The sequence below is a fragment of the Avibacterium sp. 21-586 genome, from assembly GCF_026226775.1.
GTDB lineage: Bacteria > Pseudomonadota > Gammaproteobacteria > Enterobacterales > Pasteurellaceae > Avibacterium.
On sequence record NZ_JAKKOD010000001.1, the window covers coordinates 1,203,810 to 1,229,875 of the forward strand.

Annotated in this window: 22 protein-coding genes, 1 rRNA gene and 2 pseudogenes; 14 read left to right on the top strand and 11 right to left on the bottom strand. The window is 40.7% G+C overall.

From position 1 onward, the window contains the following. Positions 1 to 42: 42 nt before the first annotated feature. Positions 43 to 2,715: a type III restriction endonuclease subunit R gene (locus tag L5B71_RS05470; RefSeq protein WP_265757361.1), complete on the top strand. Its 2,673-nt coding sequence runs from the start codon at positions 43 to 45 to the stop codon at positions 2,713 to 2,715. Between the two features lie 116 nt (positions 2,716 to 2,831). Here the strand turns inward: L5B71_RS05470 and aspA are convergent, their stop codons facing one another. Then, positions 2,832 to 4,256: an aspartate ammonia-lyase gene (aspA, locus tag L5B71_RS05475; protein ID WP_265757362.1), complete on the bottom strand. Its 1,425-nt coding sequence runs from the start codon at positions 4,254 to 4,256 to the stop codon at positions 2,832 to 2,834. 156 nt (positions 4,257 to 4,412) lie between these two features. Beyond that, complete coding sequence (locus L5B71_RS05480) at positions 4,413 to 4,661, bottom strand: HAD family hydrolase (RefSeq protein WP_265757363.1); 249 nt, start codon at positions 4,659 to 4,661, stop codon at positions 4,413 to 4,415. A 17-nt stretch (positions 4,662 to 4,678) separates the two neighbouring features. Here L5B71_RS05480 and L5B71_RS05485 point away from each other — a divergent pair. Together L5B71_RS05485 and L5B71_RS05490 are read left to right on the top strand one after the other, a co-directional pair. Continuing rightward, a pseudogene (locus L5B71_RS05485) lies at positions 4,679 to 4,861 on the top strand (PTS system mannose/fructose/sorbose family transporter subunit IID); the annotation flags it as partial. A 109-nt stretch (positions 4,862 to 4,970) separates the two neighbouring features. Further along, positions 4,971 to 5,345: a hypothetical protein gene (locus L5B71_RS05490; RefSeq protein WP_265757364.1), complete on the top strand. Its 375-nt coding sequence runs from the start codon at positions 4,971 to 4,973 to the stop codon at positions 5,343 to 5,345. 125 nt (positions 5,346 to 5,470) lie between these two features. Here L5B71_RS05490 and L5B71_RS05495 read toward each other — a convergent pair whose 3' ends face one another. The 3 genes from L5B71_RS05495 to L5B71_RS05505 form a co-directional block, all read right to left on the bottom strand. Continuing rightward, positions 5,471 to 6,256 (bottom strand): TatD family hydrolase, encoded by a 786-nt coding sequence (locus tag L5B71_RS05495; protein WP_265757365.1) that lies wholly within the window; start codon positions 6,254 to 6,256, stop codon positions 5,471 to 5,473. A gap of 11 nt (positions 6,257 to 6,267) precedes the next feature. Beyond that, positions 6,268 to 6,885: an NUDIX hydrolase N-terminal domain-containing protein gene (locus tag L5B71_RS05500; protein ID WP_265757366.1), complete on the bottom strand. Its 618-nt coding sequence runs from the start codon at positions 6,883 to 6,885 to the stop codon at positions 6,268 to 6,270. A 103-nt stretch (positions 6,886 to 6,988) separates the two neighbouring features. Beyond that, entirely contained in the window at positions 6,989 to 7,498 is a 510-nt protein-coding gene (locus L5B71_RS05505) for a peptidylprolyl isomerase (RefSeq protein WP_265757786.1), read from the bottom strand. Positions 7,499 to 7,612: 114 nt separating this feature from the next. Here L5B71_RS05505 and cysS point away from each other — a divergent pair, with 114 nt between their 5' ends. Beyond that, positions 7,613 to 8,992, top strand: a complete 1,380-nt coding sequence (gene cysS, locus L5B71_RS05510; RefSeq protein ID WP_265757367.1) for a cysteine--tRNA ligase — start codon at positions 7,613 to 7,615, stop codon at positions 8,990 to 8,992. A 59-nt stretch (positions 8,993 to 9,051) separates the two neighbouring features. On the opposite strand, the gene L5B71_RS05515 is transcribed toward cysS, so the two are convergent. From L5B71_RS05515 to L5B71_RS05525, 3 genes are read right to left on the bottom strand one after another with little or no spacing between them, the layout of a single operon-like run. Next, complete coding sequence (locus L5B71_RS05515; RefSeq protein ID WP_265757368.1) at positions 9,052 to 9,732, bottom strand: 3-keto-L-gulonate-6-phosphate decarboxylase UlaD; 681 nt, start codon at positions 9,730 to 9,732, stop codon at positions 9,052 to 9,054. Between the two features lie 23 nt (positions 9,733 to 9,755). After that, positions 9,756 to 10,229, bottom strand: a complete 474-nt coding sequence (locus L5B71_RS05520) for a PTS sugar transporter subunit IIA (RefSeq protein ID WP_265757369.1) — start codon at positions 10,227 to 10,229, stop codon at positions 9,756 to 9,758. Positions 10,230 to 10,285: 56 nt separating this feature from the next. Then, on the bottom strand, positions 10,286 to 12,064 hold the full coding sequence (locus L5B71_RS05525) for a PTS ascorbate-specific subunit IIBC (protein ID WP_265757370.1): 1,779 nt from the start codon (positions 12,062 to 12,064) through the stop codon (positions 10,286 to 10,288). Positions 12,065 to 12,382: 318 nt separating this feature from the next. On the opposite strand from L5B71_RS05525, the gene ulaG reads away from it, so the two are divergent. The 5 genes and pseudogenes from ulaG to tkt all read left to right on the top strand — a co-directional run bounded on the left by ulaG (position 12,383) and on the right by tkt (position 18,054). Then, positions 12,383 to 13,474, top strand: coding sequence for an L-ascorbate 6-phosphate lactonase (gene ulaG / locus L5B71_RS05530; protein ID WP_265757371.1), 1,092 nt, complete (start codon positions 12,383 to 12,385; stop codon positions 13,472 to 13,474). Positions 13,475 to 13,550: 76 nt separating this feature from the next. Next, a complete protein-coding gene (gene ulaR, locus L5B71_RS05535) occupies positions 13,551 to 14,297 on the top strand; it encodes an HTH-type transcriptional regulator UlaR (protein ID WP_265757372.1) in 747 nt (248 codons plus the stop codon). Positions 14,298 to 14,345: 48 nt separating this feature from the next. Further along, positions 14,346 to 15,207: pseudogene (locus tag L5B71_RS05540) on the top strand (L-ribulose-5-phosphate 3-epimerase). Beyond that, entirely contained in the window at positions 15,201 to 15,896 is a 696-nt protein-coding gene (gene araD, locus L5B71_RS05545) for an L-ribulose-5-phosphate 4-epimerase (protein ID WP_265757373.1), read from the top strand. Before L5B71_RS05540 ends, araD begins: the two are co-directional and overlap by 7 nt. A gap of 160 nt (positions 15,897 to 16,056) precedes the next feature. Continuing rightward, entirely contained in the window at positions 16,057 to 18,054 is a 1,998-nt protein-coding gene (gene tkt, locus L5B71_RS05550) for a transketolase (RefSeq protein WP_265757374.1), read from the top strand. Between the two features lie 69 nt (positions 18,055 to 18,123). On the opposite strand, the gene L5B71_RS05555 is transcribed toward tkt, so the two are convergent. Together L5B71_RS05555 and envC are read right to left on the bottom strand one after the other, a co-directional pair. Beyond that, positions 18,124 to 19,014 carry a divergent polysaccharide deacetylase family protein gene (locus L5B71_RS05555; RefSeq protein WP_265757375.1) on the bottom strand — a complete coding sequence of 297 codons (891 nt, stop codon included), beginning with the start codon at positions 19,012 to 19,014 and terminating at the stop codon, positions 18,124 to 18,126. Next, on the bottom strand, positions 19,014 to 20,228 hold the full coding sequence (envC, locus tag L5B71_RS05560) for a murein hydrolase activator EnvC (protein ID WP_265757376.1): 1,215 nt from the start codon (positions 20,226 to 20,228) through the stop codon (positions 19,014 to 19,016). The genes L5B71_RS05555 and envC overlap by 1 nt, the downstream gene beginning before the upstream one ends. Positions 20,229 to 20,468: 240 nt before the next feature. On the opposite strand from envC, the gene L5B71_RS05565 reads away from it, so the two are divergent. Beyond that, the gene (locus L5B71_RS05565) at positions 20,469 to 21,152 is read left to right on the top strand and encodes a 2,3-diphosphoglycerate-dependent phosphoglycerate mutase (RefSeq protein WP_265757377.1); all 684 of its coding nucleotides are present in this window, start codon (positions 20,469 to 20,471) and stop codon (positions 21,150 to 21,152) included. Positions 21,153 to 21,197: 45 nt separating this feature from the next. Here the strand turns inward: L5B71_RS05565 and tusA are convergent, their stop codons facing one another. Next, the gene (tusA, locus tag L5B71_RS05570; RefSeq protein ID WP_265757378.1) at positions 21,198 to 21,437 is read right to left on the bottom strand and encodes a sulfurtransferase TusA; all 240 of its coding nucleotides are present in this window, start codon (positions 21,435 to 21,437) and stop codon (positions 21,198 to 21,200) included. Between the two features lie 75 nt (positions 21,438 to 21,512). Between tusA and L5B71_RS05575 the strand changes: the two genes are divergently transcribed. The 4 genes from L5B71_RS05575 (at position 21,513) to L5B71_RS05590 (ending at position 26,007) form a co-directional block, all read left to right on the top strand. Next, positions 21,513 to 22,121 (top strand): YigZ family protein, encoded by a 609-nt coding sequence (locus tag L5B71_RS05575; protein WP_265757379.1) that lies wholly within the window; start codon positions 21,513 to 21,515, stop codon positions 22,119 to 22,121. A gap of 11 nt (positions 22,122 to 22,132) precedes the next feature. Then, positions 22,133 to 23,596 (top strand): TrkH family potassium uptake protein, encoded by a 1,464-nt coding sequence (locus tag L5B71_RS05580; protein ID WP_265757380.1) that lies wholly within the window; start codon positions 22,133 to 22,135, stop codon positions 23,594 to 23,596. Then, positions 23,596 to 24,102, top strand: a complete 507-nt coding sequence (gene hemG, locus L5B71_RS05585; protein ID WP_265757381.1) for a menaquinone-dependent protoporphyrinogen IX dehydrogenase — start codon at positions 23,596 to 23,598, stop codon at positions 24,100 to 24,102. Before L5B71_RS05580 ends, hemG begins: the two co-directional genes overlap by 1 nt. 365 nt (positions 24,103 to 24,467) lie before the next feature. Next, positions 24,468 to 26,007: ribosomal RNA gene (locus tag L5B71_RS05590) — 16S ribosomal RNA — on the top strand. Positions 26,008 to 26,066: the final 59 nt, after the last annotated feature.

Here is a 26,066-nt window from a genome sequence, read left to right on the forward strand (position 1 = left end):
AATATTGTAAAAAAGACTTAAAACTTACAATATATCAAAGATTTGGAGCTATCTGGCTTTCAAGCCATTATTTTTGATAAAAATAACACTAATTCAAAACAAGGTAAGTTTAATTTTACAAAGAACGATATTCAAATAATTGATGGCGATAAAACCGTTGCTACTGCCGCTTTTGCTGGGCATAACTTGGTGTTGGTGGATGAGGGGCATCGTGGTGCATCGGGTGATGCGTGGATGGCACGGCGTGAACAGCTGGTGGATAAGGGATTTGCTTTTGAGTATTCCGCCACTTTTGGGCAGGCGGTAGCCAGTGGCAAAACCGCTTACGAGCAAGAAGTAGAGCTGCAAAAGAAAAAGGCGAAGCTGTTATTTGGTTCTGCGAGCTTGAAAAATTTGGATGAAGGGCAGCAGGCACAGCTTGTTTTATCCGATTTGGAGAAGCAACAAGCACGGCAAACCGCGATGTTTGAGGTGTATGCCAAGGCGGTATTGTTCGATTATTCGTATAAATTCTTCTATGCCGATGGCTATGGCAAAGAAAGCCAGATTTTAAACCTGAAAGACGACGATTATCGCGAGCATGGCGATTTGTACCTAACCGCTTGTTTGCTGAACTTCTATCAACAGCTGTATTTGTTTGAGACACACAGCCATGCCTTGCAAGCATGGAATATTGAAAAACCGCTATGGGTATTTGTGGGTAATAAAGTCGCCGATGATGATAGTGATGTATTAAAGGTGCTCAATTTCTTAGCCAAATTTCTCAATGAACCCAACACAATACAAAACTGGCTACACGATTTGCTTAAAGATACCGCAAGACTGACCGACAATAAAGGTAATAATATTTTCTTTGGGCAGTTTTCGCCGCTGATGGATTTTTTAGGTAAAGAGGCGGATTTATATGCTGATGTTTTGCAAAGATTATTCAATGCCCGTGTACCGGGACGCTTACAACTAACTCATCTAAAAAAATCAGACGGTGAGCTGGCGTTAGCAGTAGGTGGTGCAGAAGCGTTTGGTGTCATTAACATTGGTGATGCTAAAGGATTTTATAAAACGGCGAGTAAGCAAAGCGCATTTGATTGCAGCGAGAATGATTTTGCCGATGGTTTATTCCACAAAATTAACCACAAAGAGAGCAAAACCAACTTATTGATTGGTTCGCGTAAATTTAGCGAAGGCTGGTCGAGCTGGCGAGTGGCGACGATGGGCTTACTCAATATGGGTAAAAAAGAAGGTAGCCAAATCATTCAGCTTTTTGGTCGTGGCGTGCGCTTAAAAGGCGAAAACTTTTCACTCAAACGCAGCCTGAAAGACAATCGCCCTAAAGGCATTCATTTAGAAAAACTGGAAACCTTAAACATCTTTGGAATTGCCGCCGGCTATATGGAGCAGTTTAAGGCGTATTTACGCGAGGAAGGCATTACGCCGCCAGATGAATTGCTAACCGTTGATTTTAAAGTACAACCTAATTTACCCACGCATACCAAACTGCGGACATTGCGCCTGAAAGATGGTTATAAAGACAATCAAAAACTCGGGTTTAAGCGGATAGAGAAAACTATTTATCTGTACGAGATTCCAGAAAAATGGCAGGGAAAAGTCAAAGTCATTCACGCTGAGCTGGATTATTATCCCAAGATAGAAGCGTATCAAACCAAACAAAAAAACAGATTGGATAATGATAAACGAGAAACCCATTACCTAGACAAACAGCTGTTTGACTTTTTTGATTGGGATAAAATTTATTTGGATTTATGGCATTATAAACTCAGTAAAACTTGGTTTAATCTGCGGATTGACAAAGCGAAACTGCGCCAATTTGCCGAGCAGGACGGCTGGTATACGCTCTATATTCCAAAGGAAGCCTTAGCAGTAGAATCTTTTGCCGATATCAATAAACAACAAAGTATTTTGATGGATTTATTGCATAACTATACCGATCGTTTTTATCAAGGCTTAAAGGCTGCCTATGAAGGGCAGTTTTATGAAACAGTGGAAGTGGATGAAAATCATCCATCACTGCAAAACAGCTATTTATTCACGATAGAAGCGAGCGATGAAGGCAAGGATTATGAAAGCAAACTCACGGCATTAAAAACGATTATTGAGCAAGGTATGCTAAAAGAAGCTTTGGCGTGGCAGGCTCCGAATATCACCGCCATTTGCTTTGAACGGCATTTGTACTATCCCATTATGAGTATTGATAATCTGAAAGAATTACCGCTGAAAATGCAGCCACTGGATATGAAAGATGGTAGTGAGATTAAATTTATCAATGATTTACAAGCCGCTTATAAAACAGGCAAATTACGCGAGTGGATTGGCGATAAGGAGCTGTATTTACTGCGTAATGCGGCAAATAAGTCTAAAGGCTTGGGCTTTGCTTTAGCGGGTAATTTTTATCCTGATTTTCTGTTATGGCTAGTGGATAATAACAGCGGGCAGCAATGGCTGAGCTTTATCGACCCGAAAGGCATCCGCAATATGGATTTGCATCATCCCAAGTTTGATTTGCAGACGGAAGTGAAAAAATTGGAGCAGGAGTTAAATCTGGATATCACTCTAAATGCGTTTATTTTATCCATTACCAAGCAACGAGAATTAATCAATGCTTCTGCTATGACCCAGCAACAGTTTGAGGATAAACATATTTTGTTTATGGAAGAGCGGGATTATTTGCAGAAAATGTTTAATAAAATCCTGTTATAATTAATTATAGTCATTTAAACTAAAATCAAAATCTGGCAGACGCACGTTATTTTAAACTAGGTCTGCCAGATTGAATTTGTCATACTTATATTTTCTAGTATGCTATATCTAATATATTATTCATCAAGAAATTTTTTAGCTTTATAGCGTGGATTCATTAGATTTTCTAAGGATAGAATATCATCTAGTTGATCTTCTGTGAGCAAACCACGTTCTAGCACCACTTCGCGTACACTTCTTCCTGTTTCTGCGCAAATCTTACCAACAATATCACCATTGTGGTGTCCGATAAACGGATTGAGATAGGTGACAATACCGATAGAATTTAATACATAGTTTCGGCACACGTCTGCATTGACAGTAATGCCATTCACACATTTATCACGCAAGTTCACGCACGCATTGCTGAGAAGTGAAATGGATTCAAACATTGCTTGGCCAATCACAGGTTCCATTACGTTAAGCTGTAATTGTCCGGCTTCGGCTGCAAAGGTAACAGTAGTATCGTTGCCGATCACTTTAAAACACACTTGGTTCACCACTTCAGGTACAACAGGGTTTACTTTGGCAGGCATAATAGACGAACCAGCTTGTAGTTCTGGCAAGTTAATTTCATTTAAACCAGCTCTTGGGCCTGAAGATAAAAGACGTAAATCATTACATACTTTGGATAATTTCACTGCAGTGCGTTTTAAGGCGCTGTGAACCATTACATAAGCACCGCAGTCGGAAGTGGCCTCGATTAAGTTTTCAGAAGGCACACAAGGCAGTTGGCTGACTTCCGCAAGGTATTTCACCGCCAGTTCAGCATAGCCTTCAGGGGTGTTTAAACCCGTACCAATGGCAGTTGCGCCAAGATTGACTTCAAGCAATAACTTTGCCGTACGTTTTAGGTTGCGTACTTCTTCTTCCAATAGCACTGAGAAGGCCTTAAATTCTTGCCCTACGGTCATTGGCACGGCATCTTGTAATTGGGTGCGGCCCATTTTTAGCACATCAGCAAACTCTTTGGCTTTGGCTTCAAAACCTTTTTGTAGATAACGGATATTTTTCAGCAAGTGCATAATGCTGTTATATACCGCAATGCGGAAACCTGTTGGATAGGCATCATTGGTGGATTGGCTGGCATTAACGTGATCCATTGGATCGATAATGTCGTATTCCCCTTTTTTATGCCCGAGCAATTCCAACGCAAGGTTGGCAATCACTTCATTGGTGTTCATATTCACTGAAGTTCCCGCGCCACCTTGATATACATCGGTTGGAAACTGATCCATACAGCGTCCATTCTCTAGCACTTCATCACAGGCTTTCACAATGGCATTGGCAATTTTTTTTGGAATTGCCCCTAGCTCACCATTAGCCAGCGCCGTGGCTTTTTTCACCATCACCATCCCGCGTACAAATTCTGGTACGTCAGAGATGGTATTGTCTGAAATGTTGAAGTTTTCCATTGCTCGTAAAGTGTGAACGCCCCAATAGGCTTCATTAGGTATTTCGCGTTCGCCGATTAAATCTACTTCTATACGAGTATTTTTCATAATAATTTCCTTATGCTTTATTATTCTGGACTCATTATAGCTATGCCACTGTGTAAAAATATTGCGTCAGATCACATTATGAAAAAAGCATTTAAGATATTAATTTATCGCTAGAATTAGATTTTTTTGTGCTTCAAGCTTGAGCATATGATCTTGTTAAGACGGCAACGAAAAAATTTTCCTCAAACTTAACGCAATACCCTCTTCATCATTGCTTGTGGTGATTTGTTTAGCACAGCGTTTAATTTCATCTGGTGAATTTCCCATTGCAATGCCTAAGCCTACATATTGCAACATATCGAGATCATTAAAATTATCACCAAAAGCAATAATCTCTGATTTATCTACTGCAGATCGTTGTGCCATAAATTGAATAGCCTTGGCTTTGGTCGCCGCGTTATTCATTATTTCTAAATATTCTTTTGGGTGATGAAGTAGTAACAACAGTACAAAGCGTGCTTAATGAACTGCTTCCGGGGCTTGCAGTGCTCGGATTAACCTTCTTATGTATGTATTTACTACAGAAAAAGATTAATGCAATGTATATTATTTTTGCATTATTCGGTGTCGGTATTTTAGGTTATCATTTTGGCATATTAGCTTAACTTATTTTGCGATAAAGGCAGTTTCTAACAAACTGCCTTTTATAAATGTTATCACAAATGAAATTTCATTAATTCACATTAATGAGATTCTAAAAAGAGGAATTTTTATATGCGATTGAAAGAGATAATCAATCCGCCACCTCACGAAGGATATCTTAAAAATAGTTCAATGCTTGTTACCGCACTTTTTATTATTGGCGGGATTGTTTATTATCCAACTCAGGGCTATGGCACAGTTATCGCACTAGTCATTGCACTAATGGTATTAGTCGGGCAAAAATTACTACTTTCGCAAATCAAAAAAGATTTTGCCGATATATATTTTGCCAAGAAACAATTTGAGGAATCAAATAATAAAGAATATCTGGAATTTATTATTGCGCGTTCAAGCCAAATTTTACAGGATAATAAAGTATTATCACAAAAAGCGAAAAAAGAGCTCAAACAATTACAACAATACGCAAGTTCAATGCTCCCCAAATAATAATTATGTAACAGTCTAGGTATGACAATCATTTTATTTGTAAACTGACAATTCGCGCAAATGCACTACCAGTATTGCTATATTATTTATAAAATGAAGAATGAGCTAAAAATACCATAAATAGGCTATCCAAATAAGCAACTCCCCTGCCAGAGCACGCGTTCAATAATTTCTGGGGGTTCACTTCTAAGTTCGCATAATATCTTGAAAGTATTGATTAGTCGTATTGGTCTATTTGGTTGTCCTTGAAAACCAAACACTGGCATATCGGGGCTATCGGTTTCGAGTAATAAACTGTCTAGCGGTAGGCGTTTGATGGTTTCGCGGGTTTTGTTAGCGCGGGCGTAAGTGATGACACCGCCTACACCAATTTTATAGCCTAAATCGATAAACCGTTTGGCTTGTTCATAGCTGCCTGAAAAGCCGTGCACCACGCCTGTAACACTAAGTTGTGCACTTTTTAAAAAGCGATAAAGATCTTCGTGGGATTTGCGCGAATGTAGATTGACAGGTAGCTGATTGGCTTTGGCTAGGCTCAGTTGGGCTTCAAAAAATTCGCATTGTTTTTGCCATAATTCAGGGGTTAATAACTCTGGCACACCTTTTTCTAAGCCAATTTCAGCCACAGCAGTTAGATTTTTAGGGGGATTGGCAAGCCGTTTCGCCAATAATTCTAAATCCGCCACACGGTGTTGCTTGATATATAGCGGGTGCAAGCCTAAGCCATAGTAAAGCCGCTGGGGATAAAGTGCGGTGATTTTTTCAATATTTTTAAAATCCTCTGCTTGCACTGCCACCACGAGCATTTTCTCAACGCCAGCTTGTTGGCTTTCTTCCATCAGTTGCGTCAAAGGCTGCTGGGTTGTCGCGAGTAGATAATTAAGGTGGGTGTGAGTATCAAAAAATGGCACGGGAATTCCTGTTAATCAAAAATGGTCTGCCAATGTTCGGCTTGGTGTGCCTGAAAACACATTTTTATTTGTGCTTCCGTGGTTTTGCCTGTTGCCAAAGGTGGTAAGTTATGCAAGGAAAAATAGCCACTGGCTAAGGTTTCGCTGTTTGGCATAAATTCTCCCCCTGTGGCGCGACAGTAAATAAACACTTTGCATACATTATGCGCAAGAGCTGGTGGATTATTTTTCGTGTGATCTTGCAAGGCGATAACAAACTCAGCGACAGCATCTAGCCCAGCTTCTTCCTTCACCTCTTTCACCACATTTTCTTTTACCGTGGCAATCACATCACACCAGCCACCGGGTAATGCCCATAAGCCATTTTCTTCTTGTATGAGCAAAATTTGGTCATCTTGAAAAATCGCCGCTCTGGTATCAATTTTTGGCGTTTGATAGCCCGTTTCATTGCAAAATAACTGGGTTATGCGCGCTAAAGGCAAATCCGATTGGGCTTGCAACATTTCAGCGCTGATTTCTCTGATACGCTGAAAACGTTCCAAATCAAATTTATTGTTAGAATAAAACAGACCCGCTTGTGCCAAGCCTTGTAATTCGATTATCCATTGCAACCATTTTTCATTTTGCATCCTGATTGTCCTTAGCAAAGCACAATAAAAGAAAAGAGCGGTGGAAATTTTGGCTATTTTAAAAGGAGGCAAACCTCCTTTGTTTATCAATATTTCGCCAATCTTATTCCACGGTAACAGACTGGATTACGACATCATCCACTGGCACATCTTGGTGGAAGCCTTTGTTTCCTGTTTTCACGCCTTTGATTTTATCCACTACATCCATTCCTTCAATCACTTCACCAAACACGGCATAGCCCCAATCTTGTACCACTTCTTTGCCGAACATTTCTTTTGAACGATAATCCAAGAACGTGTTGTCTGCCACGTTAATAAAGAATTGTGCAGTCGCAGAGTGCGGATCAGAGGTGCGTGCCATTGCAATTGTGCCGCGTTTATTGCTTAGACGATTGCTGGCTTCATTTTTGATCGGCGCTTGGGTAGCTTTTTCACGCATACCCGCTTCCATTCCCCCACCTTGGATCATAAAACCATCAATAACACGGTGGAAAATTGTGTTATCATAAAAACCACTTTTGCAGTAAGTTAAGAAGTTTTCCACGGTGTTCGGTGCTTTTTCGCTGTTTAATTTAATTTTGATGTCGCCCAAATTTGTATGTAATGTAACCATTGTCATTGTAATATTCCTGTTGTGTATCAAAGGCGGTTATTATTTCATAAAAGTGCGGTATAATTCCAGCTCATTTATTTTGTCTAATTTCATCACTTCAAGAGAAACAAACAAATGCTAAAAATTTTCAATACATTAAGTCGAGAAAAAGAAGTTTTTACTCCTATTCACCCGAATAAAGTGGGAATGTATGTGTGCGGCGTAACCGTTTATGATTTATGCCATATTGGCCACGGGCGCACCTTTGTTTGTTTTGATGTGATTGCACGTTATTTGCGCTATTTAGGTTACGATCTCACTTATGTGCGCAACATTACTGATGTGGACGACAAAATTATTAAACGCGCGTTAGAAAACAAAGAAACCTGCGATCAGCTTGTGGATCGGATGGTTACAGAAATGTACCGCGATTTTGATGCACTCAAGATTTTGCGTCCGAATGTTGAACCGCGCGCCACCCACCATATTCCAGAAATTATTGATATTGTTGAGAAATTAATTCAACGCGGACACGCTTATGTGGCAGAAAATGGTGATGTAATGTTTGATATTGAAAGTTTTCCACAATATGGCAAGCTATCGCGTCAAGATCTCAGCCAGCTGCAAGCGGGCGCACGAATTGAAATTTCAGAAATCAAGAAAAACCCGATGGATTTCGTGCTATGGAAAATGTCTAAACCAAATGAACCAAGCTGGAATTCCCCTTGGGGCAAAGGCCGTCCGGGCTGGCATATTGAGTGTTCCGCAATGAACAGCAAACAGCTAGGCGATCATTTTGATATTCACGGTGGCGGTTCAGATTTAATGTTCCCACATCACGAAAACGAAATTGCCCAATCCTGCTGTGCGCACGATGGGGAATATGTAAATTACTGGATTCACTCGGGAATGATTATGGTGGATAAAGAAAAAATGTCGAAATCTCTCGGCAATTTCTTCACCATTCGCGATGTGTTAAATCATTATAACGGCGAAGTGGTGCGCTATTTCTTGCTCACCGCGCATTACCGTAGTCAACTCAATTATAGCGAAGAAAACCTTAACCTTGCACAAGGCGCATTAGAACGTTTATACACCGCATTACGCGACACCGATGCCACTGTCGCCCCACAAGGTGGTGAAGAATTTGTCGCACAATTTAAAGAGGCGATGGACGATGATTTCAACACGCCAAATGCTATTTCTGTGCTATTTGAAATGGCGCGTGAAATCAATAAATTGAAAGGCGAAGATAAAACCAAAGCAAATCAACTTGCTGCACGTTTGCGTGAATTAGGCGATATTTTAGGCTTATTACAACAAGATCCTGAACGTTTCTTACAAGCAGGTGCTGACGATGATGAAGTAGCAAAAATCGAAGCCTTAATCAAACAACGCAACGAAGCCCGCGCTGCCAAAAACTGGGCTGCCGCCGATGAAGCCCGCAATCAACTCAACGCAATGGGCATTGTATTAGAAGACGGAGAAAATGGTACGACTTGGCGCAAGCAATAAATTGTGATAATAAGAATGGCACTACCGAATGTGCCATTTCTCTATTTAGGTTTAGAAATTTACTCAGACCAGTATTTGTCAATTTCATTTCGGATAGCTCGCGCTGTAGCTTGACCTTTTTCTCCCACTAACGCACGTCCAGCAATAAAGGCTTTTGCGTTTTTGATATCTTTGAATAAATGAATATCTTCAGGCACAATCCCACCTGTAATGGAAAGTTGTAACCCTAAAGATTCTAGTGCTTTCATTTTTTCAATATCTTCCGCTGTCCAACCTTTACCTGCTAATTCGGCATCACGAGAACGGTGATAAATCGCTTGAGTTACACCAAGATCAACCCACTGTTTAGCGTCTTCAAGTGTCCAGTTACCGTAAATCTCAATTTGAATTTCTTTTTTCACTTTGAGCTCTGGATGAGCTTGGTTAAATTCATCTGCCACTTTTTTACAAGCTGCTTTAGTTGCAGGATGCGCTGCAGCAGAAACCGTTAGCCAATCAGCCCCAGCTTCAAAAGACATTTTTGCTAAAATCGCTCCACCATCTGTTGTTTTAAGATCACAGACTAGAATGTGATTGGGATGTAAGGCGCGTAGTGTGCTAACAGCTTTCATTCCCTCAGAACAAGCGAGAATTGTGCCAATTTCAATAATATCCACTAAAGCTTCAGCTTGTTTAGCGTCTGCAACAGCTTTTTCTAATGAAAGAGAATCTAACGCAATTTGTAGTAAAGGTTTTGACATAATTTCTTCCTTCTAATTAACAATTAATTTGATAATGCTTGATCAATAACGAGATAGACATCTTCAGCACGCTGACACTGAAGTATTTTTTCTAAATCAACACCTGTTTCACTATTTGGATCATCGTCTTCTAATACTTGAGTGATTTCCATAATCCCTTGCATATGTTGATCAGAGTCGCTTCCTGCGAGAGTAATTAATACACTAATCGGTTCTTCCTCTCCTTCAAATTGCACAGGCGTGTCCAATGTAACTAAAGCAAAGGCTGTGCGATTTACACCATCTTCGGGTCTTGCGTGCGGCATAGCTAAACCAGGTGATAAAATAATATAAGGTCCCATTTGTTTGATCATATTGATGATGGAATCATAGTAACGAGGCTCTATTGCACCTGAAGCAACAAGCATATCTGTTCCAAGTTTAATCGCCTCTTCCCAATTTTCCGCTTTCTGATGTAACTTGATTGAATTATTTTCAATTAATGATTGCTTTAACATATAAAAATCTCCAAAATTCCTACCGCACTTAGATAAAACGCGGCAGGACACACAAATTACTGATACTTCTTAATTAACGCTTTTAATTCATCACCAAAGGAATTTGGGTTAAGCATATTTTGTACGCCTAGTACGGAAACGCGCTCACCGCCATTGATTTCATCGGCAAGATGTTTAGAGCACACTATGATATCCACGCCATCTAATTTTCCTTTGTAATCAGTCACAGCGCAAGAATCCATAATATTGGCAATTCCTTGTTTATCTAAATAACCTTTAATTTTCATTTTCATCATCATTGATGAGCCTTGCCCGGAGCCACATACCGCCAAAATGCGTACTGGATTTTCTCCCATTGAGCTTTCTGCTTGCACTTCTGCACCTAACTCTTGCTCAACCACATCATCATTTCCGTAGCCATCCATTTGTTCCAATGTTTTCCCTGCCGCAGCCGCTGCTGCTTCATCAGCTCGCAATTTACGAGAAGCAAAGAACATATATACCATAGCAAGCACAAGAATAACAAAGAAGAATCCCGGCACACTTACAATACCTTGTAAAATTGGTGGGAAAAATAATGCCCAGTCAGCCATTCCCATCCAACCATTAAACTCTGCACCTTGCGTAGCCAAAAGTTGGATTACCCACGCTGACCCCATTACCTCGACAATCCCCATCACAAAACAAATTTTCATCACTGCTTTCCAGCCACCAAATTGGTTCGCAAATACACCAATAGTCGCATTAGAAAAAAACATTGGAATAAAACCAGGAATGATTAAGATTGGAGAATTAAACCCAAGTAACAATCCGACTGCGACAAATTGACCAATAGCCCCCCAAATAAAACCAAATACCATCGCATTTGGCGAGAAAGCATAAATGGCAGCACAGTCAATCGCTAACACGGAATTAGGAATAAGACGTTCAGAAATTCCTTTGAAAGCCTCAGATAATTCAGCCACGAACATACGAACACCAGTTACAATAATTTGGATTGCAACGGCAAATTTTAGTCCCATTTCTAAAATATACATAGACCAATGGGTTTTGCCTGCCATCGCTTGCAAATTATCTAAACCAAAAGAAAGCAAGATAATCCCAAAGAATATAGTCATGACTAATGCTGTTGCAGAAATACTATCATGGAAAATATGTAGCCATTTTGGCAACTTCATATTATCAACACTGTCAGTCTTATCCCCCAATTTTGGCGCAACTTTGGTTGCGATCCAAGAAGCAATTTGTTGTTGATGACCAATGGAAAAACCCGCTCCACCAGTAACAGCTTGAGTTGGTTTATACATAATATTTGACGAAATCCCCCAATATAACGCCATTAATACCGAAGTATAAATGACAGTCTCCCACATTGAAGCGCCAATGATCATATAAAATACCGCAACTAAACCAGCTTGTTGGAACATAATGTGTCCAGTTAGCATAATGGTACGAATACCAGTGAAACGTCTAAATACAACTAATAAGATGTTTAAAAATAATGCGCCAATAACAGCATAACCAACCCAACCATAATTATCCGCCATAGTTTGAATGGTTGCCTGCATACTGGTATAAGGATCGATAACAGCCCCTGTCAGATTATGAAATTTAGAAAGTCCTTCAATTACAGGTTTGAAGTTTGTAACTAAGAACCCTGACCCAGCTTGCACGATCATAAACCCCACAATGGTTTTGATCGTACCTTTAATAACCGTAGTTGTATCTTTCTTTAAAAGAATATATCCCAAACACGCAACAATACCTAACAAGAAAGGTGCCTTAGATAAGACTTGCGTATTAAAAATACCGAAATAGTGCATTATGGTATCCATATTTATCCCCTTGAATAAACAATGATTATGAAAAGATGTTTTTATCTAACGCGACAAAAACCGTGACTATAATACCCAATTACAATCAGATAAAAAGATCATTTTTGATAATGTGTGAGCGGAATCACAAAAATAATCATATTAAATAAGAGTAAAACTAATAAATATAAGTAAATATATTCAAAGAAAAAAGAAATTAACCAAAGAAAACGTGATCTAATTCACAATTTATCAAAAATTTTCTTTATTTACCCAGAATGATTATTTATGATTAAAAAAGATTAAACAAGATAACTAACCTTAATATAGGAGTCGATTATGCCAAATGTAAATGAAATCAGCCGTGAAAGCTGGATCTTATCTACCTTTCCTGAATGGGGAACTTGGTTAAATGAAGAAATTGAGCAAGAAGTTGTACCTGAAGGTAACTTTGCTATGTGGTGGCTAGGTTGCGTTGGAGTGTGGATCAAAACACCTGGTGGAGCAAATTTATGTATGGATTTATGGTGTAGCCGCGGCAAATCAACCAAAAAAGTGAAAGATATGGTACGAGGTCACCAAATGGCAAATATGGCTGGTGTGCGTAAATTACAGCCAAATTTACGCGCAGCACCAATGGTCATTGATCCTTTTGCTATCAATGAAGTGGATTTTATTCTTGCCTCCCACTACCACAGCGACCATATTGATGTAAACGTAGCCGCCGCTATTGTGAATAATCCCAAACTAGATCACGTAAAATTTGTCGGACCTTGGCATTGTACAGAATTATGGAAAAAATGGGGTGTTCCAGAAGATCGTCTAATTACAGTAAAACCCGGTGACGTAGTGAAGATTAAAGATGTTGAAATTCACGCCTTAGATTCTTTTGATAGAACTTGCCTTGTTACCCTTCCAGTGGAAGGCGCTGAAGAGCAAGGTGGAGAATTGAAAGGACTATGTCCGAGTGATGAAGAAATGGGACGCAAAGCGGTTAACTATGTATTCAAAACCCCTGGTGGTACAATTTATCATGGTGCTGACTCTCACTTTTCCATACAATTTGCTAAACATGGCAAAGAGTTTGATATTGATGTTGTATTAAATAACTATGGCGAAAACCCAGTCGGTATTGCCGATAAAATGACATCTATTGATCTACTTAGAATGGCAGAAAGTCTTCGTTGTAAAGTCATCATCCCTGTCCATCACGATATTTGGACTAACTTTATGGCAAGCACTGATGAGATAATTGCCTTATGGAAAATGCGCAAAGAACGTTTACAATATAAATTCCATCCGTTCATTTGGGAAGTTGGCGGAAAATATGTTTATCCAAGAGATAAAGATCTCATTGAATACCATCATCCTAGAGGTTTTGATGACTGCTTTGAGCAAGAGCAGAATATCCAATTTAAAGCTATGCTTTAAAATTGGTCATCCCCTGTGAAAGCAGGGGATTTCGCTCATTATTGCAGTAACTTCTAGTGATCATTAAGGAAATATAATGAACGAAAACTATCGACATAAAGCATTGCTCAATTTACTTGAAGAACGAAATGTACTGTCCACTGTTGAAATTATGCAATTATTAAATATCTCTCCTGCAACAGCACGTAGAGATATTAGCAAACTCGATCAACAAGGCAAACTAAAAAAAATCCGTAATGGGGCAGAAGCAATCAAAGGAACCATCCCCCTTATCGAAAAAACAACCATCAATCACTTTGATGAAAAACAACGTATTGCCAAAGCAGCCGCACAGCTATGTAAGAACGGGGAAAGTGTTATTTTAACTTGTGGTTCAACGATGCAATTATTAGGTAAGCAACTAAGCAGAAAAGATGTACAAATCATAACGAACTACATTCCTCTCGCTAATTACCTAATTGAATGTCAACACTCTGATCTTGTGATTATGGGAGGACAATATAATAAGGAAAAAGCAATAACTCTCTCTCTTAACCAACAAAATGAAACCAATTATTCAGCGCATATTATGTTTACTAGTGGTAAAGGTTTTACGCTTGATGGTCTATTCAAAACAGATATGATTATTGCAAACTCAGAGCAACAACTTTCCTCGAAAGCAGAAAAATACGTTGTGCTATTAGATAGTTCAAAATTAGGCAAACAAGTAGGTATGTTATTTACCCAATTACGACATATAGATTTACTCATTACTGGCAAAGAAGCAAATCCACAAATTATTGAACAGCTAACCTTATTAGGTCTTGAAGTTATTCTTGCATAATAAACCAAAGTGCGGTCAAAATTTCACTAATTTTATTAGGAAAACAAAATGAGAAAACATAAATTAGGCATTTATGAAAAAGCCTTACCTAAACATATCAGCTGGCAAGATAGACTTTCCATCGCCAAAGCCTGTGGCTTTGATTTCGTGGAAATCTCCATTGATGAAAGCGATGAACGCCTCAGCCGCTTAGATTGGACAAAAGCACAGCGCCTTGAACTGATACAAGCTATCATCAATACCGGCGTGACTATTCCCTCCATGTGCCTTTCTGGACATCGTCGCTTTCCCTTTGGCAGCCACGATGAAGCCACACGGAAAAAAGCCTATGAAATCATGGAGAAAGCCATTCAGCTGGCGGTAGATGTTGGTATTCGCACCATTCAACTGGCAGGCTATGATGTGTATTACGAAGGGCAAGATGAAGGTACGCTTGAGCGTTTTCAGCAAGGGATGGAATGGGCGGTTGAGTTAGCAGCAAGTAATCAAGTGACCCTCTCTATGGAAATTATGGATACGCAATTTATGAGCTCCATTACGCGTTGGAAAAAAATGGGATGACATTATTCGCTCCCCTTGGTTTACCGTGTATCCAGACCTCGGCAACCTGTCTGCTTGGAATGACAATGTGGTAGAGGAATTGAAATTGGGCATCGACAAGATTTCTGCGATTCATTTGAAAGATACTTATAAAGTCACAGAAACCTGCGCAGGGCAATTCCGTGATGTGCCATTTGGTGAAGGCTGTGTGGATTTTGTGACTTGCTTTAAGACCCTTGCTAAACTCAATTACCGAGGCGCGTTCTTGATTGAAATGTGGACAGAAAAAGCCCAAGAGTCGATTGAAGAAATCATCAAAGCACGCCGTTTTATTGAACAAAAAATGCAAGAAGGAGGCTTCCCATGCTAGCGGAATTACGCGAAAAAGTCTTACAAGCCAATTTGGCTTTACCAAAACACCGCTTAGTCACCTTCACTTGGGGAAATGTCAGTGAAATTGACCGCACTTCTGGATTGGTGGCGATTAAACCTTCGGGCGTAGATTATGAAACTATGACTGCCGATGATATTGTCATTGTGGATGTGAATACAGGTGAACGCGTGTGGGGAACGAAAAAACCGTCCTCTGATACCGCAACGCATTTGGAATTATACCGTCAATTCCCTGAAATTGGTGGCATTGTGCATACCCATTCGCGCCACGCCACCATTTGGGCTCAAGCAGGGTTAGATTTAATTGCCGCTGGCACCACACATGCCGATTATTTCTATGGCAGTATTCCTTGTACAAGAAAAATGACGCCAGAAGAAATTGCAGGTGAGTATGAATTAGAAACTGGTAAGGTGATTGTCGAAACTTTCCGTAATCGCAAAATTGAGGCGAAAGATGTGCCTGCTGTATTAGTTCATTCTCACGGTCCTTTTGCTTGGGGAACTGATGCAGATAATGCCGTACATAATGCGGTGGTGTTAGAAGAAATTGGTTATATGAATTTATTCAGCCGCCAACTCAACCCGAATTTAACGCCAATGCAACAAGAATTATTAGATAAGCATTACCTACGCAAACACGGTAAGAATGCGTATTATGGGCAGTAGGAGAAAGCAATAGATAGAGAGACCAAGCTGCAATGTTTGGTTTCTTTTTGAATCACGATAAAACCTAGAAAAACTAATCAAATTAATTACTATTTTTTCATAATAAATCGGGTAGAATAGCCAGAGTTCAGTTTTACATTTGATAATTAGGAGAACAAATATGTCAACTCGAAGAGAATTAGCCAATGCCATTCGTTTTTTAAGCATGGATGCGGTGCAGAAAGCCAAATCAGGGCATCCTGGTGCACCAATGGGAATGGCGGACATCGCCGAAGTGTTATGGCGTGATTTTTTAGTGCATAATCCAACCAATCCAAAATGGTCAAACCGCGATAGATTTGTGTTATCAAATGGGCACGGTTCAATGTTAATTTATAGCCTGTTACATTTAACGGGCTATGATTTAACCATTTCAGATTTACAACAATTCCGTCAATTACATTCTAAAACTCCAGGCCACCCAGAATATGGCTATGCACCCGGCGTGGAAACCACTACAGGGCCATTAGGTCAGGGCATTACCAATGCAGTAGGGATGGCGATTGCCGAGAAAACCTTAGCAGCACAATTTAACCGCCCTGGCCACGATGTTATCGACCACTATACTTACGCCTTCTTAGGTGATGGCTGTTTAATGGAAGGGATTTCCCACGAAGCTTGCTCATTAGCGGGAACCTTAGGTTTAGGCAAATTAATCGCGTTCTATGATGACAACAATATTTCTATTGATGGTGAAGTGGATGGCTGGTTCACTGATAACACCAAAGAACGTTTTGAAGCCTATAACTGGCAAGTGATTGGTCAAATTAACGGACATAATCCAGAAGCCATTGCAGAAGCGATTAAACAAGCGCAAGCAGAAAAAGCTCGCCCAACCTTAATTATCTGTAAAACCACTATTGGTTTTGGTTCACCAAACAAAGCAGGCTCACACGATAGTCACGGTGCGCCATTAGGTGAAGAAGAAATCGCCTTAACCCGCAAAAACTTAGGTTGGAACTACGCACCGTTTGAAATTCCAACGGAGATTTATGCGCAATGGGACGCGAAAGAAAAAGGCAAACAAGCAGAACAAGCGTGGAATGAAAAATGGACCGCATATAGCCAAGCCTATCCAGAATTAAGCGCCGAGCTTGAGCGCCGTTTAAGTGGTGAATTGCCAGCAAATTGGGCGCAAGAAAGCCAAGCGTTTGTTGAAAAATTACAAGCTAACCCAGCAAGCATCGCAAGCCGTAAAGCATCACAAAATGCGATTGAAGCCTATGCGCCATTATTGCCAGAGTTTTTAGGTGGTTCGGCAGATTTAGCTGGTTCAAACTTAACCTTATGGTCAGGCTCTCGCCCTATTCGTGTGACAGAAAATCAAGATGGTAACTACATTAACTACGGCGTGCGCGAATTTGGTATGTCTGCCATTATGAACGGGATTGCCTTACACGGCGGTTTCATTCCTTATGGTGCTACTTTCTTAATGTTTATGGAATATGCCCATAATGCAGTGAGAATGGCAGCGTTAATGAAACAACGTGTGCTTTTCGTGTACACCCACGATTCTATCGGCTTAGGGGAAGACGGCCCGACACACCAACCTGTGGAGCAAACGGCATCATTACGTTTGATCCCAAATTTAGAAACGTGGCGTCCGTGTGACCAAGTGGAATCGGCGGTTGCGTGGAAAGCAGCGGTTGAGCGTAAAGATGGCCCGAGTGCGATGATTTTCAGTCGTCAAAATCTTACTCAAATGGACAGAACCCCTGCGCAATTAGTTGATGTGGCACGCGGTGGTTATATCTTAACTGATAGCGAAGGCACACCAGATTTAATCTTCATTGCGACGGGGTCTGAGGTAGAGCTTGCAGTGAAAGCAGCGGAGCAACTTCGTCAAGAGGGCAAAAAAATCCGTGTGGTCTCAATGCCTTCCACTAACGTGTTTGACAAACAAGATGAAGCCTACCGCGAAAGCGTATTGCCAAGTAGCGTAATTAAACGTGTTGCAGTTGAAGCAGGCATTAGCGAGTTCTGGTACAAATACGTTGGCTTCGGCGGACGCATTGTGGGAATGAACACCTTTGGTGAATCTGCACCAGCAGGTGAATTATTCAAACTATTTGGCTTCACCGTAGAAAATGTGGTGGCTAAAGCGAAAGAAATTTTATAATTTTCTACCGCACTTTATTTTGATAAAAACCTTGAGTTTTAGCTCAAGGTTTTTTTACTTAATTATAGTTTAACGTGGAATGCCACGCAATAATGGCACCTTTTGGAAAGGGGCTGCTGAGGTTGGGGCTGGAGTGGTGTTAAATAGCATAATAAACGGTTTGATTGGCACGATTTTTTCGCCACGCCATAAGCTGCCCATATTAACTAATTGAATATCTTTTGGTAGGTTGCGTAGACCGTTTTGTAGTACTGCAACGGTGTTTTTGCGTGGATGACCAATCACAATCGCTGTGCCGTGTTTGCGTGCATAGGCAATCGCTTGTTGGAATTGCCGTTGAACATCGTCGAACGCATCACTATCATCTAAGAAAATATGGCGATCTAGTGCTCTTACGCCTTGTTGTTTTGCAGTTTTACTTGCTACGGATCGTCCAATAGTTCGGCTATCTAAGAAAAATAAATGCTGTTCTTGCAATGTGATCATTAATTTTGTCATTAAATCTTGATCTGCCGTTGCTGCACTGCCCATATGATTATTTAAACCAATGGCGGCAGAAACGGTTTTCTTTGCATTTTGTACTTTTTCTCGCACGGCTTGTTGCGACATTCCAAGACGGAGTCCACCAGCTTCAATTTTATGGCTTCCTATCGGCTGCATTGGCAGATGAATCAGAACATCACGATTTTGCCGTTTTGCCTGATCGTTACGCTGTTTAGCGTAAGGTGCAGAAGGTATAATCGCCACCGAGATTTCTTTCGGCATTGTATAAATGGCGGCGTCTTCTTTAGGGCGGTAGCCGACATCATCAATTACAATGGCAAGGCGTGATTGACCTAGTGTGACTGTAGGGAATAGGCTTAAACAAAGAACAGTAGAAAAAATGAACAAATTTTTGACCGCACTTTTTTTCTTTATGACTTGTTTTTTCACGCGTTGCTTTTGAGCAGTGTTTTTCATTATCGCAACCAACCTGTTGGATTGACCGCGACGCCCTTGCGGCGAATTTCAAAATACAAGCCTGAGCGTGATTGTCCGCCTGATGATCCTACTTCTGCAATTTTCTGCCCAGCTTTTACCAGTTGTCCTTCCCTGACTGATAAGGCGCGGTTATAGCCGTATAAGCTCAGATCATTCTCACCGTGTTTGATGATCACCATTAGCCCATAACCTTGTAGCCAGCTTGCCAAAATCACGCGCCCATCGGCAATCGCGCGTACAGATGCGCCTGCATTTGCGCCAATCACGATCCCTTTCCATTTAAGCTCGCCCATTTGCGTTGAACCAAAACGGTTAAGAATTTTTCCTGACACGGGATGTTGATATTGCTTTTGTGGCTTACCCAGCCCTGAATTGCTTGCCATAAGCTGTTTTTCTTGTGCCGTTGGCGTGTAAGGTTTTTGGCTTTTTTGTTCCTCTTGACGTTTTTTCTGCGCTAATGCCTCACGTTCATTCTTTTCTTGTTCGCGAGCCTGTTGCTCTGCACGCTGAATTTGTTGGCGTAAGGCATTTTCGTTCGCTTTTAAGCTGTCTAATTTATTCTGATCTTTGGCTAAACTTTTATTTAGTTGGTTCAGTGTCGATTGACGTTCACGTTGCACTTTTTGCAAATTTTGCTGCTGTTTTTTTTGCTCATTGAGCTGATCTTGTTGCTCTTTTTGCTGATCTTGAATATTGGCTTTTTCTTTTTTGAGTTGTTCTTGCGTTTGTTTCAGGTCTTCAATTAATGCGAGGCGAGCTTGGTTCATATGATCATAATAAGCCTTCATTCGTTCCGCTTTCTTAGCGTCTTCGGAAAAAAGTTTTTCCAACATTGAAGGATTAATCCCAGAACGGTACATGGCATCGAGCTGTTTAGCCAGTTTTTCTTTCTGACTTTTTTCTTGTCTTTCTAAGTGTTTGATTTGTTTATCGGTATCCGCTATCATTTTGCGAATGGCTTTCAGATCAGATTCTGTTTTGCGTAGTTGGCCGACCACTCCGTTAATTTGCAATTCCTGATTTTTTAGGGTGGATTGTAATTTGTTTTGTTCACGCTTTTGTTCAGCAATTTTCTGTTCTTGTTGTTTAATCTGCTTTTGAATTGCAGATAGATCAGCACCTAGCACTGTGAAAGGTAGGGTGCAGGTAAAAAAGAAAAGTGCGGTGAGTTTTTTCAACGTTTTTTCTCTCATTAATAAAATTAGCGTTTTACCTAATGGCTAAAAATGTGCATAACTATACCATTATTTGGACAAAGCGCTAAATGTTCGTTATAAAATTTTTTTACAAATCTGAAAATCTCAGCTTCACGAAAAATTGGCTCCAACAAATCCTTGCGAAAGATCAGGAAAGTCGTGCTTTTTCCTTTTAAAAAGTTGAAATTTTTGTTATAAAATGCGCAGTATTTTTTCATTAACATTAGGAGATTTTCTATGGAATTAGTGTTTATCCGTCACGGTTTTAGTGAGTGGAATGCGAAAAATTTATTTACTGGCTGGCGCGATGTGAATTTAACTGAGCGTGGTGTAGAAGAAGCTAAAGCAGCAGGTAAAAAATTATTAGATGCGGGCTATGAGTTTGATATTGCCTTTACTTCTGTGCTAACTCGTGCAATTAAAACCTGTAACATCGTGTTAGAAGAATCTAACCAACTTTGGATCCCTCAAGTAAAAAGCTGGCGTTTAAATGAGCGTCATTACGGTGAGTTACAAGGCTTGGACAAAAAAGCTACAGCGGAAAAATATGGTGATGAGCAAGTACATATTTGGCGCCGTTCTTACGATACTTTACCACCATTATTAGATCCAAATGATCCAAACTCAGCACACAATGATCGCCGTTATGCCAACTTACCATCTGATGTGATTCCAGATGGTGAAAACTTAAAAGTAACTTTAGAGCGTGTATTACCATTCTGGGAAGATCAAATTGCCCCAGCATTATTATCAGGTAAACGCGTATTAGTTACAGCACACGGTAACTCATTGCGCGCATTGGCAAAACACATTATCGGCATTTCTGATGAGGACATTATGGATTTTGAAATCCCAACAGGTCAGCCGTTAGTGTTAAAACTTGACGACAAATTAAACTTTGTAGATAAATTCTATCTATAATTGCTCAGAAAAAAGGAAGGTGCGTTTTACGCACCTTTTTACTTTTTATCGTCCTTTTTGCACCCAATATTTAAACGGTGTGCTTTCTGTTTCGCTTTTAAGTAAGCGATGATCCATAAATTGACAAAAACTTGGAATATCTCTTGTTGTGGCTGGATCATCAGCAAGAATGAGCAATACTTCGCCTTCTTGCATATGGCGAATTTGTTTGCGCACTAGCATGACGGGTTCAGGGCAGCGTAATCCCTGAGTGTCCAATTGTTGATGAATATGAATTTTGTTCATTGTTTATTTTTCGTTGAAGTGATTTTGTGCGTATAATACCGTTCAATTAAATATCGGTCAAAATTAGTCAGGGTTATGGAATATTTAATCCCGCAAAGTGCGGTGGTTTTTGAAGAAGAAATTAAGAAAAGCCGTTTTATCACGTACCTCAAACACACCGAAGGTTTATCACAAGCAAAAGCCTTTTGGCAGGAAATCCGTACTCAGCATCCGAATGCACGCCATCATTGTTGGGCGGCAGTAGCTGGCAAACCTTGGGATTCTCAAGCTTTAGGATTTTCCGATGATGGAGAACCTGCAGGTACGGCAGGCAAACCGATGCTAAATGCCTTGCAGGGTAGCCTGATTGGTGAGATCAGTGCCGTTGTGGTACGCTATTATGGCGGGATTTTGCTCGGTACGGGCGGGTTAGTGCGAGCTTATGGTAACGGTGTGCAACAAGCGTTGAAATTGCTGGAAACTACAATTAAAGTAGAGCGAGAACATTTTCTCGTAACCTGCGATTATGACCAAATTGACTGGCTACAACATTTGTGTGAGCAGCAAGATGTGTTGATTGAATCGCAAGATTTCCAAGAAAAAGTGCATTTTATGCTGGCGCTCCGTTCTGATAGACGGGCTGGGTTTGAACGAGAATTAACTGAACGTTCTGCAGGGCGATTGGGGCTCATCGCAATAAAATAAGAGAGAATATTGTGCATATATTATCTATTTTTCGAATTATTGGCATTTTAGTAATGTGTTTTTCTGCAACTATGCTTATACCAGCTTTTGTCGCACTAATTTATGGTGATGGTGGTGGTAAAGCTTTTATGCAAGCATTTCTAGCGAGTTTCCTATTTGGTACACTATTGTGGTGGGGGTGCCACCAACATAAGCAAGAATTACGATCTCGAGAAGGGTTTTTGATAGTAGTCATTTTTTGGGTATTACTTAGTTTCTTAGGAGTACTCCCTTTCTTGCTTTTCGACAAGTTGGATATGAATTTTGCTAATGCTACTTTTGAGTCCTTTTCGGCCCTTACGACAACGGGGGCGACAGTAATGTCTGGGCTGGATAATTTACCAAAGTCTATTCTTTTCTATCGCCAATTTTTACAATGGCTAGGCGGCATGGGATTAATTGTTTTGGTTGTAGCTGTTATACCTGTGTTAGGTATAGGAGGGAATCAATTATATCGTATTGAATCGTCTGGCCCTCTCAAGGATCAGAAAAACTTACCGAGAATTGCTGAAGTCGCAAAATTATTGTGGATTTTATATTGCGTTTTGACCTTAATTTTTATTCTTGCTTATTGGGCAGCGGGGATGTCATTATTTGATGCCATTTCACACAGTTTTTCAACCATTTCTAATGGCGGTATGTCTACGCATGATGCTAATTTGGGATATTTCAAGGATCCCGTTATCTATTTTTTAGCTGCGTTTTTTATGTTGATCTCTGGTTGTAACTTTGGTCTACATATTATGGCATTAGCTCGATTTAAATATAGAAGTTTTTGGAAAACATATTGGCAGGATCCAGAGTTCCGTTTTTTTTGTCTTGTGCAAGGTTGTTTTATTTTAATAATGTCTTTAGGGTTATATTTTTCATATCAAGACATGTCCTTGCTTGATGCATTTGCTCAAGGAAGCGTTCAGCTTAGTTCAATGTCTATGACATCTGGCTATACATTATTTGATATGAATGAGTTACCTCCTTTTTTAGGGACATTATTGGTTCTTGCCGCATTGCTCGGTGGCTGCGCGGGCTCCACTTCTGGTGGTTTGAAAATGATTCGTGTACTTGTCATTTGGTTGCAATTTAAACGAGAGCTTAAATGTTTAGTGCATCCAAATTTAGTTATTCCAATTAAGCTAGGAGATCGCTTACTTTCTATCCAAGTGATAGAAAGAATTTGGGCTTTTTTAATTGTTTTTTTTCTGACTTACTGGTTATGTGTATTTGCAGCGATTTTATGTGGTATGGGGGCTTTTGATGCTATTGGTGCTGTTTTTGCAACAATAAGTAATACAGGTCCTGGTTTAGGTATCGTCAGCAGCAGTTTTGCAAATGTTCCTGATAATGCTAAATATGTTTTTTCTTTTGCAATGGTTGCAGGGCGCTTGGAAGTGTTTTCCCTATTAATTTTATTTAGTCCTGCGTTTTGGAGAACCTAATGAAAACCCTGATTTTATACTCTAGCCATGACGGGCAAACGAAAAAAATTGCCCTATTCTTGGCAGAAAAATTAAGTGCAGAAGTGTGTAGCATTGATGAGAATTTCTCTGACTTAACTGAGTTTGATCGCATTATCATCGGCGCTTCAATCCGTTATGGGCATTTCAATAAATTACTCTATAAATTTATCGAAAAAAATACCGCACTTTTAAATCACAAACAAACGGCATTTTTTGGCGTAAATCTTACCGCCCGTAAAGCAAATAAAAATACTCCTGAGACCAATGCATATATTCGAAAATTTTTACAACGTATTGATTGGAAGCCAACTCTGGTAGCTGTATTTGCAGGAGCATTGCTATATCCTCGCTACGGATTTTTTGATCGAATGATGATCCGTTTTATTATGAAAATCACCGGTGGCGAAACCGACATCAGCAAAGAAGTTGAATATACCGATTGGCAAAAAGTGGCAGCGTTTGCAGAGCAGATAAGGCAATTATAAAGTGCGGTGAAAATTTTGCTAATTTTCCACCGCGCTTAGCCTAATAAATCATCGGTGTGATTTTAAAATAATCAGTTGCAATGATTTTTCGCATTATTTGCAATTTTTTTGCAAAAAAAGGCTTGCAAAGATTTCGTAGATGTCTATAATACGCGGCAGACAACGACGCGACGTTGTAAAAGTAGACTGATACAAATCGCGTCGTTGTTTTTTGCTCTTTAACAATCAATCAGACAATCTGTGTGGGCACTTGTTGATACTGTGTAAATTAAAAGATTTATAAACGATAAGTGCTTAACTGAAATTCATAGTGATTTAATGTAATTGAATCATATAGCTTAGTTAGTGTACGAATTGAGAAGATTAAACTGAAGAGTTTGATCATGGCTCAGATTGAACGCTGGCGGCAGGCTTAACACATGCAAGTCGAACGGTAACGGGTTGAAAGCTTGCTTTCGATGCTGACGAGTGGCGGACGGGTGAGTAATGCTTGGGAATCTGGCTTATGGAGGGGGATAACCATTGGAAACGATGGCTAATACCGCATAGAATCGGAAGATTAAAGGGTGGGACTTTTAGCCACCTGCCATGAGATGAGCCCAAGTGGGATTAGGTAGTTGGTGAGGTAAAGGCTTACCAAGCCGTCGATCTCTAGCTGGTCTGAGAGGATGGCCAGCCACACTGGGACTGAGACACGGCCCAGACTCCTACGGGAGGCAGCAGTGGGGAATATTGCGCAATGGGGGAACCCTGACGCAGCCATGCCGCGTGAATGAAGAAGGCCTTCGGGTTGTAAAGTTCTTTCGGTGGTGAGGAAGGTTGGTGTGTTAATAGCACGCTGATTTGACGTTAGCCACAGAAGAAGCACCGGCTAACTCCGTGCCAGCAGCCGCGGTAATACGGAGGGTGCGAGCGTTAATCGGAATAACTGGGCGTAAAGGGCACGCAGGCGGTGACTTAAGTGAGATGTGAAAGGCCTGGGCTTAACCTAGGAATTGCATTTCAGACTGGGTCGCTAGAGTACTTTAGGGAGGGGTAGAATTCCACGTGTAGCGGTGAAATGCGTAGAGATGTGGAGGAATACCGAAGGCGAAGGCAGCCCCTTGGGAATGTACTGACGCTCATGTGCGAAAGCGTGGGGAGCAAACAGGATTAGATACCCTGGTAGTCCACGCTGTAAACGCTGTCGATTTGGGGATTGGGCTTTAAGCTTGGTGCCCGTAGCTAACGTGATAAATCGACCGCCTGGGGAGTACGGCCGCAAGGTTAAAACTCAAATGAATTGACGGGGGCCCGCACAAGCGGTGGAGCATGTGGTTTAATTCGATGCAACGCGAAGAACCTTACCTACTCTTGACATCCAAAGAAGAACTTAGAGATAAGTTTGTGCCTTCGGGAGCTTTGAGACAGGTGCTGCATGGCTGTCGTCAGCTCGTGTTGTGAAATGTTGGGTTAAGTCCCGCAACGAGCGCAACCCTTATCCTTTGTTGCCAGCACTTCGGGTGGGAACTCAAAGGAGACTGCCAGTGATAAACTGGAGGAAGGTGGGGATGACGTCAAGTCATCATGGCCCTTACGAGTAGGGCTACACACGTGCTACAATGGTGCATACAGAGGGAAGCGAGCCTGCGAGGGTAAGCGAATCTCAGAAAGTGCATCTAAGTCCGGATTGGAGTCTGCAACTCGACTCCATGAAGTCGGAATCGCTAGTAATCGCGAATCAGAATGTCGCGGTGAATACGTTCCCGGGCCTTGTACACACCGCCCGTCACACCATGGGAGTGGGTTGTACCAGAAGTAGATAGCTTAACCGCGAGGGGGGCGTTTACCACGGTATGATTCATGACTGGGGTGAAGTCGTAACAAGGTAACCGTAGGGGAACCTGCGGTTGGATCACCTCCTTAACGAAACAGGGAAGATGAGTGCTCACACAGATTGTGATGATTGATGTTAGACAATGAGT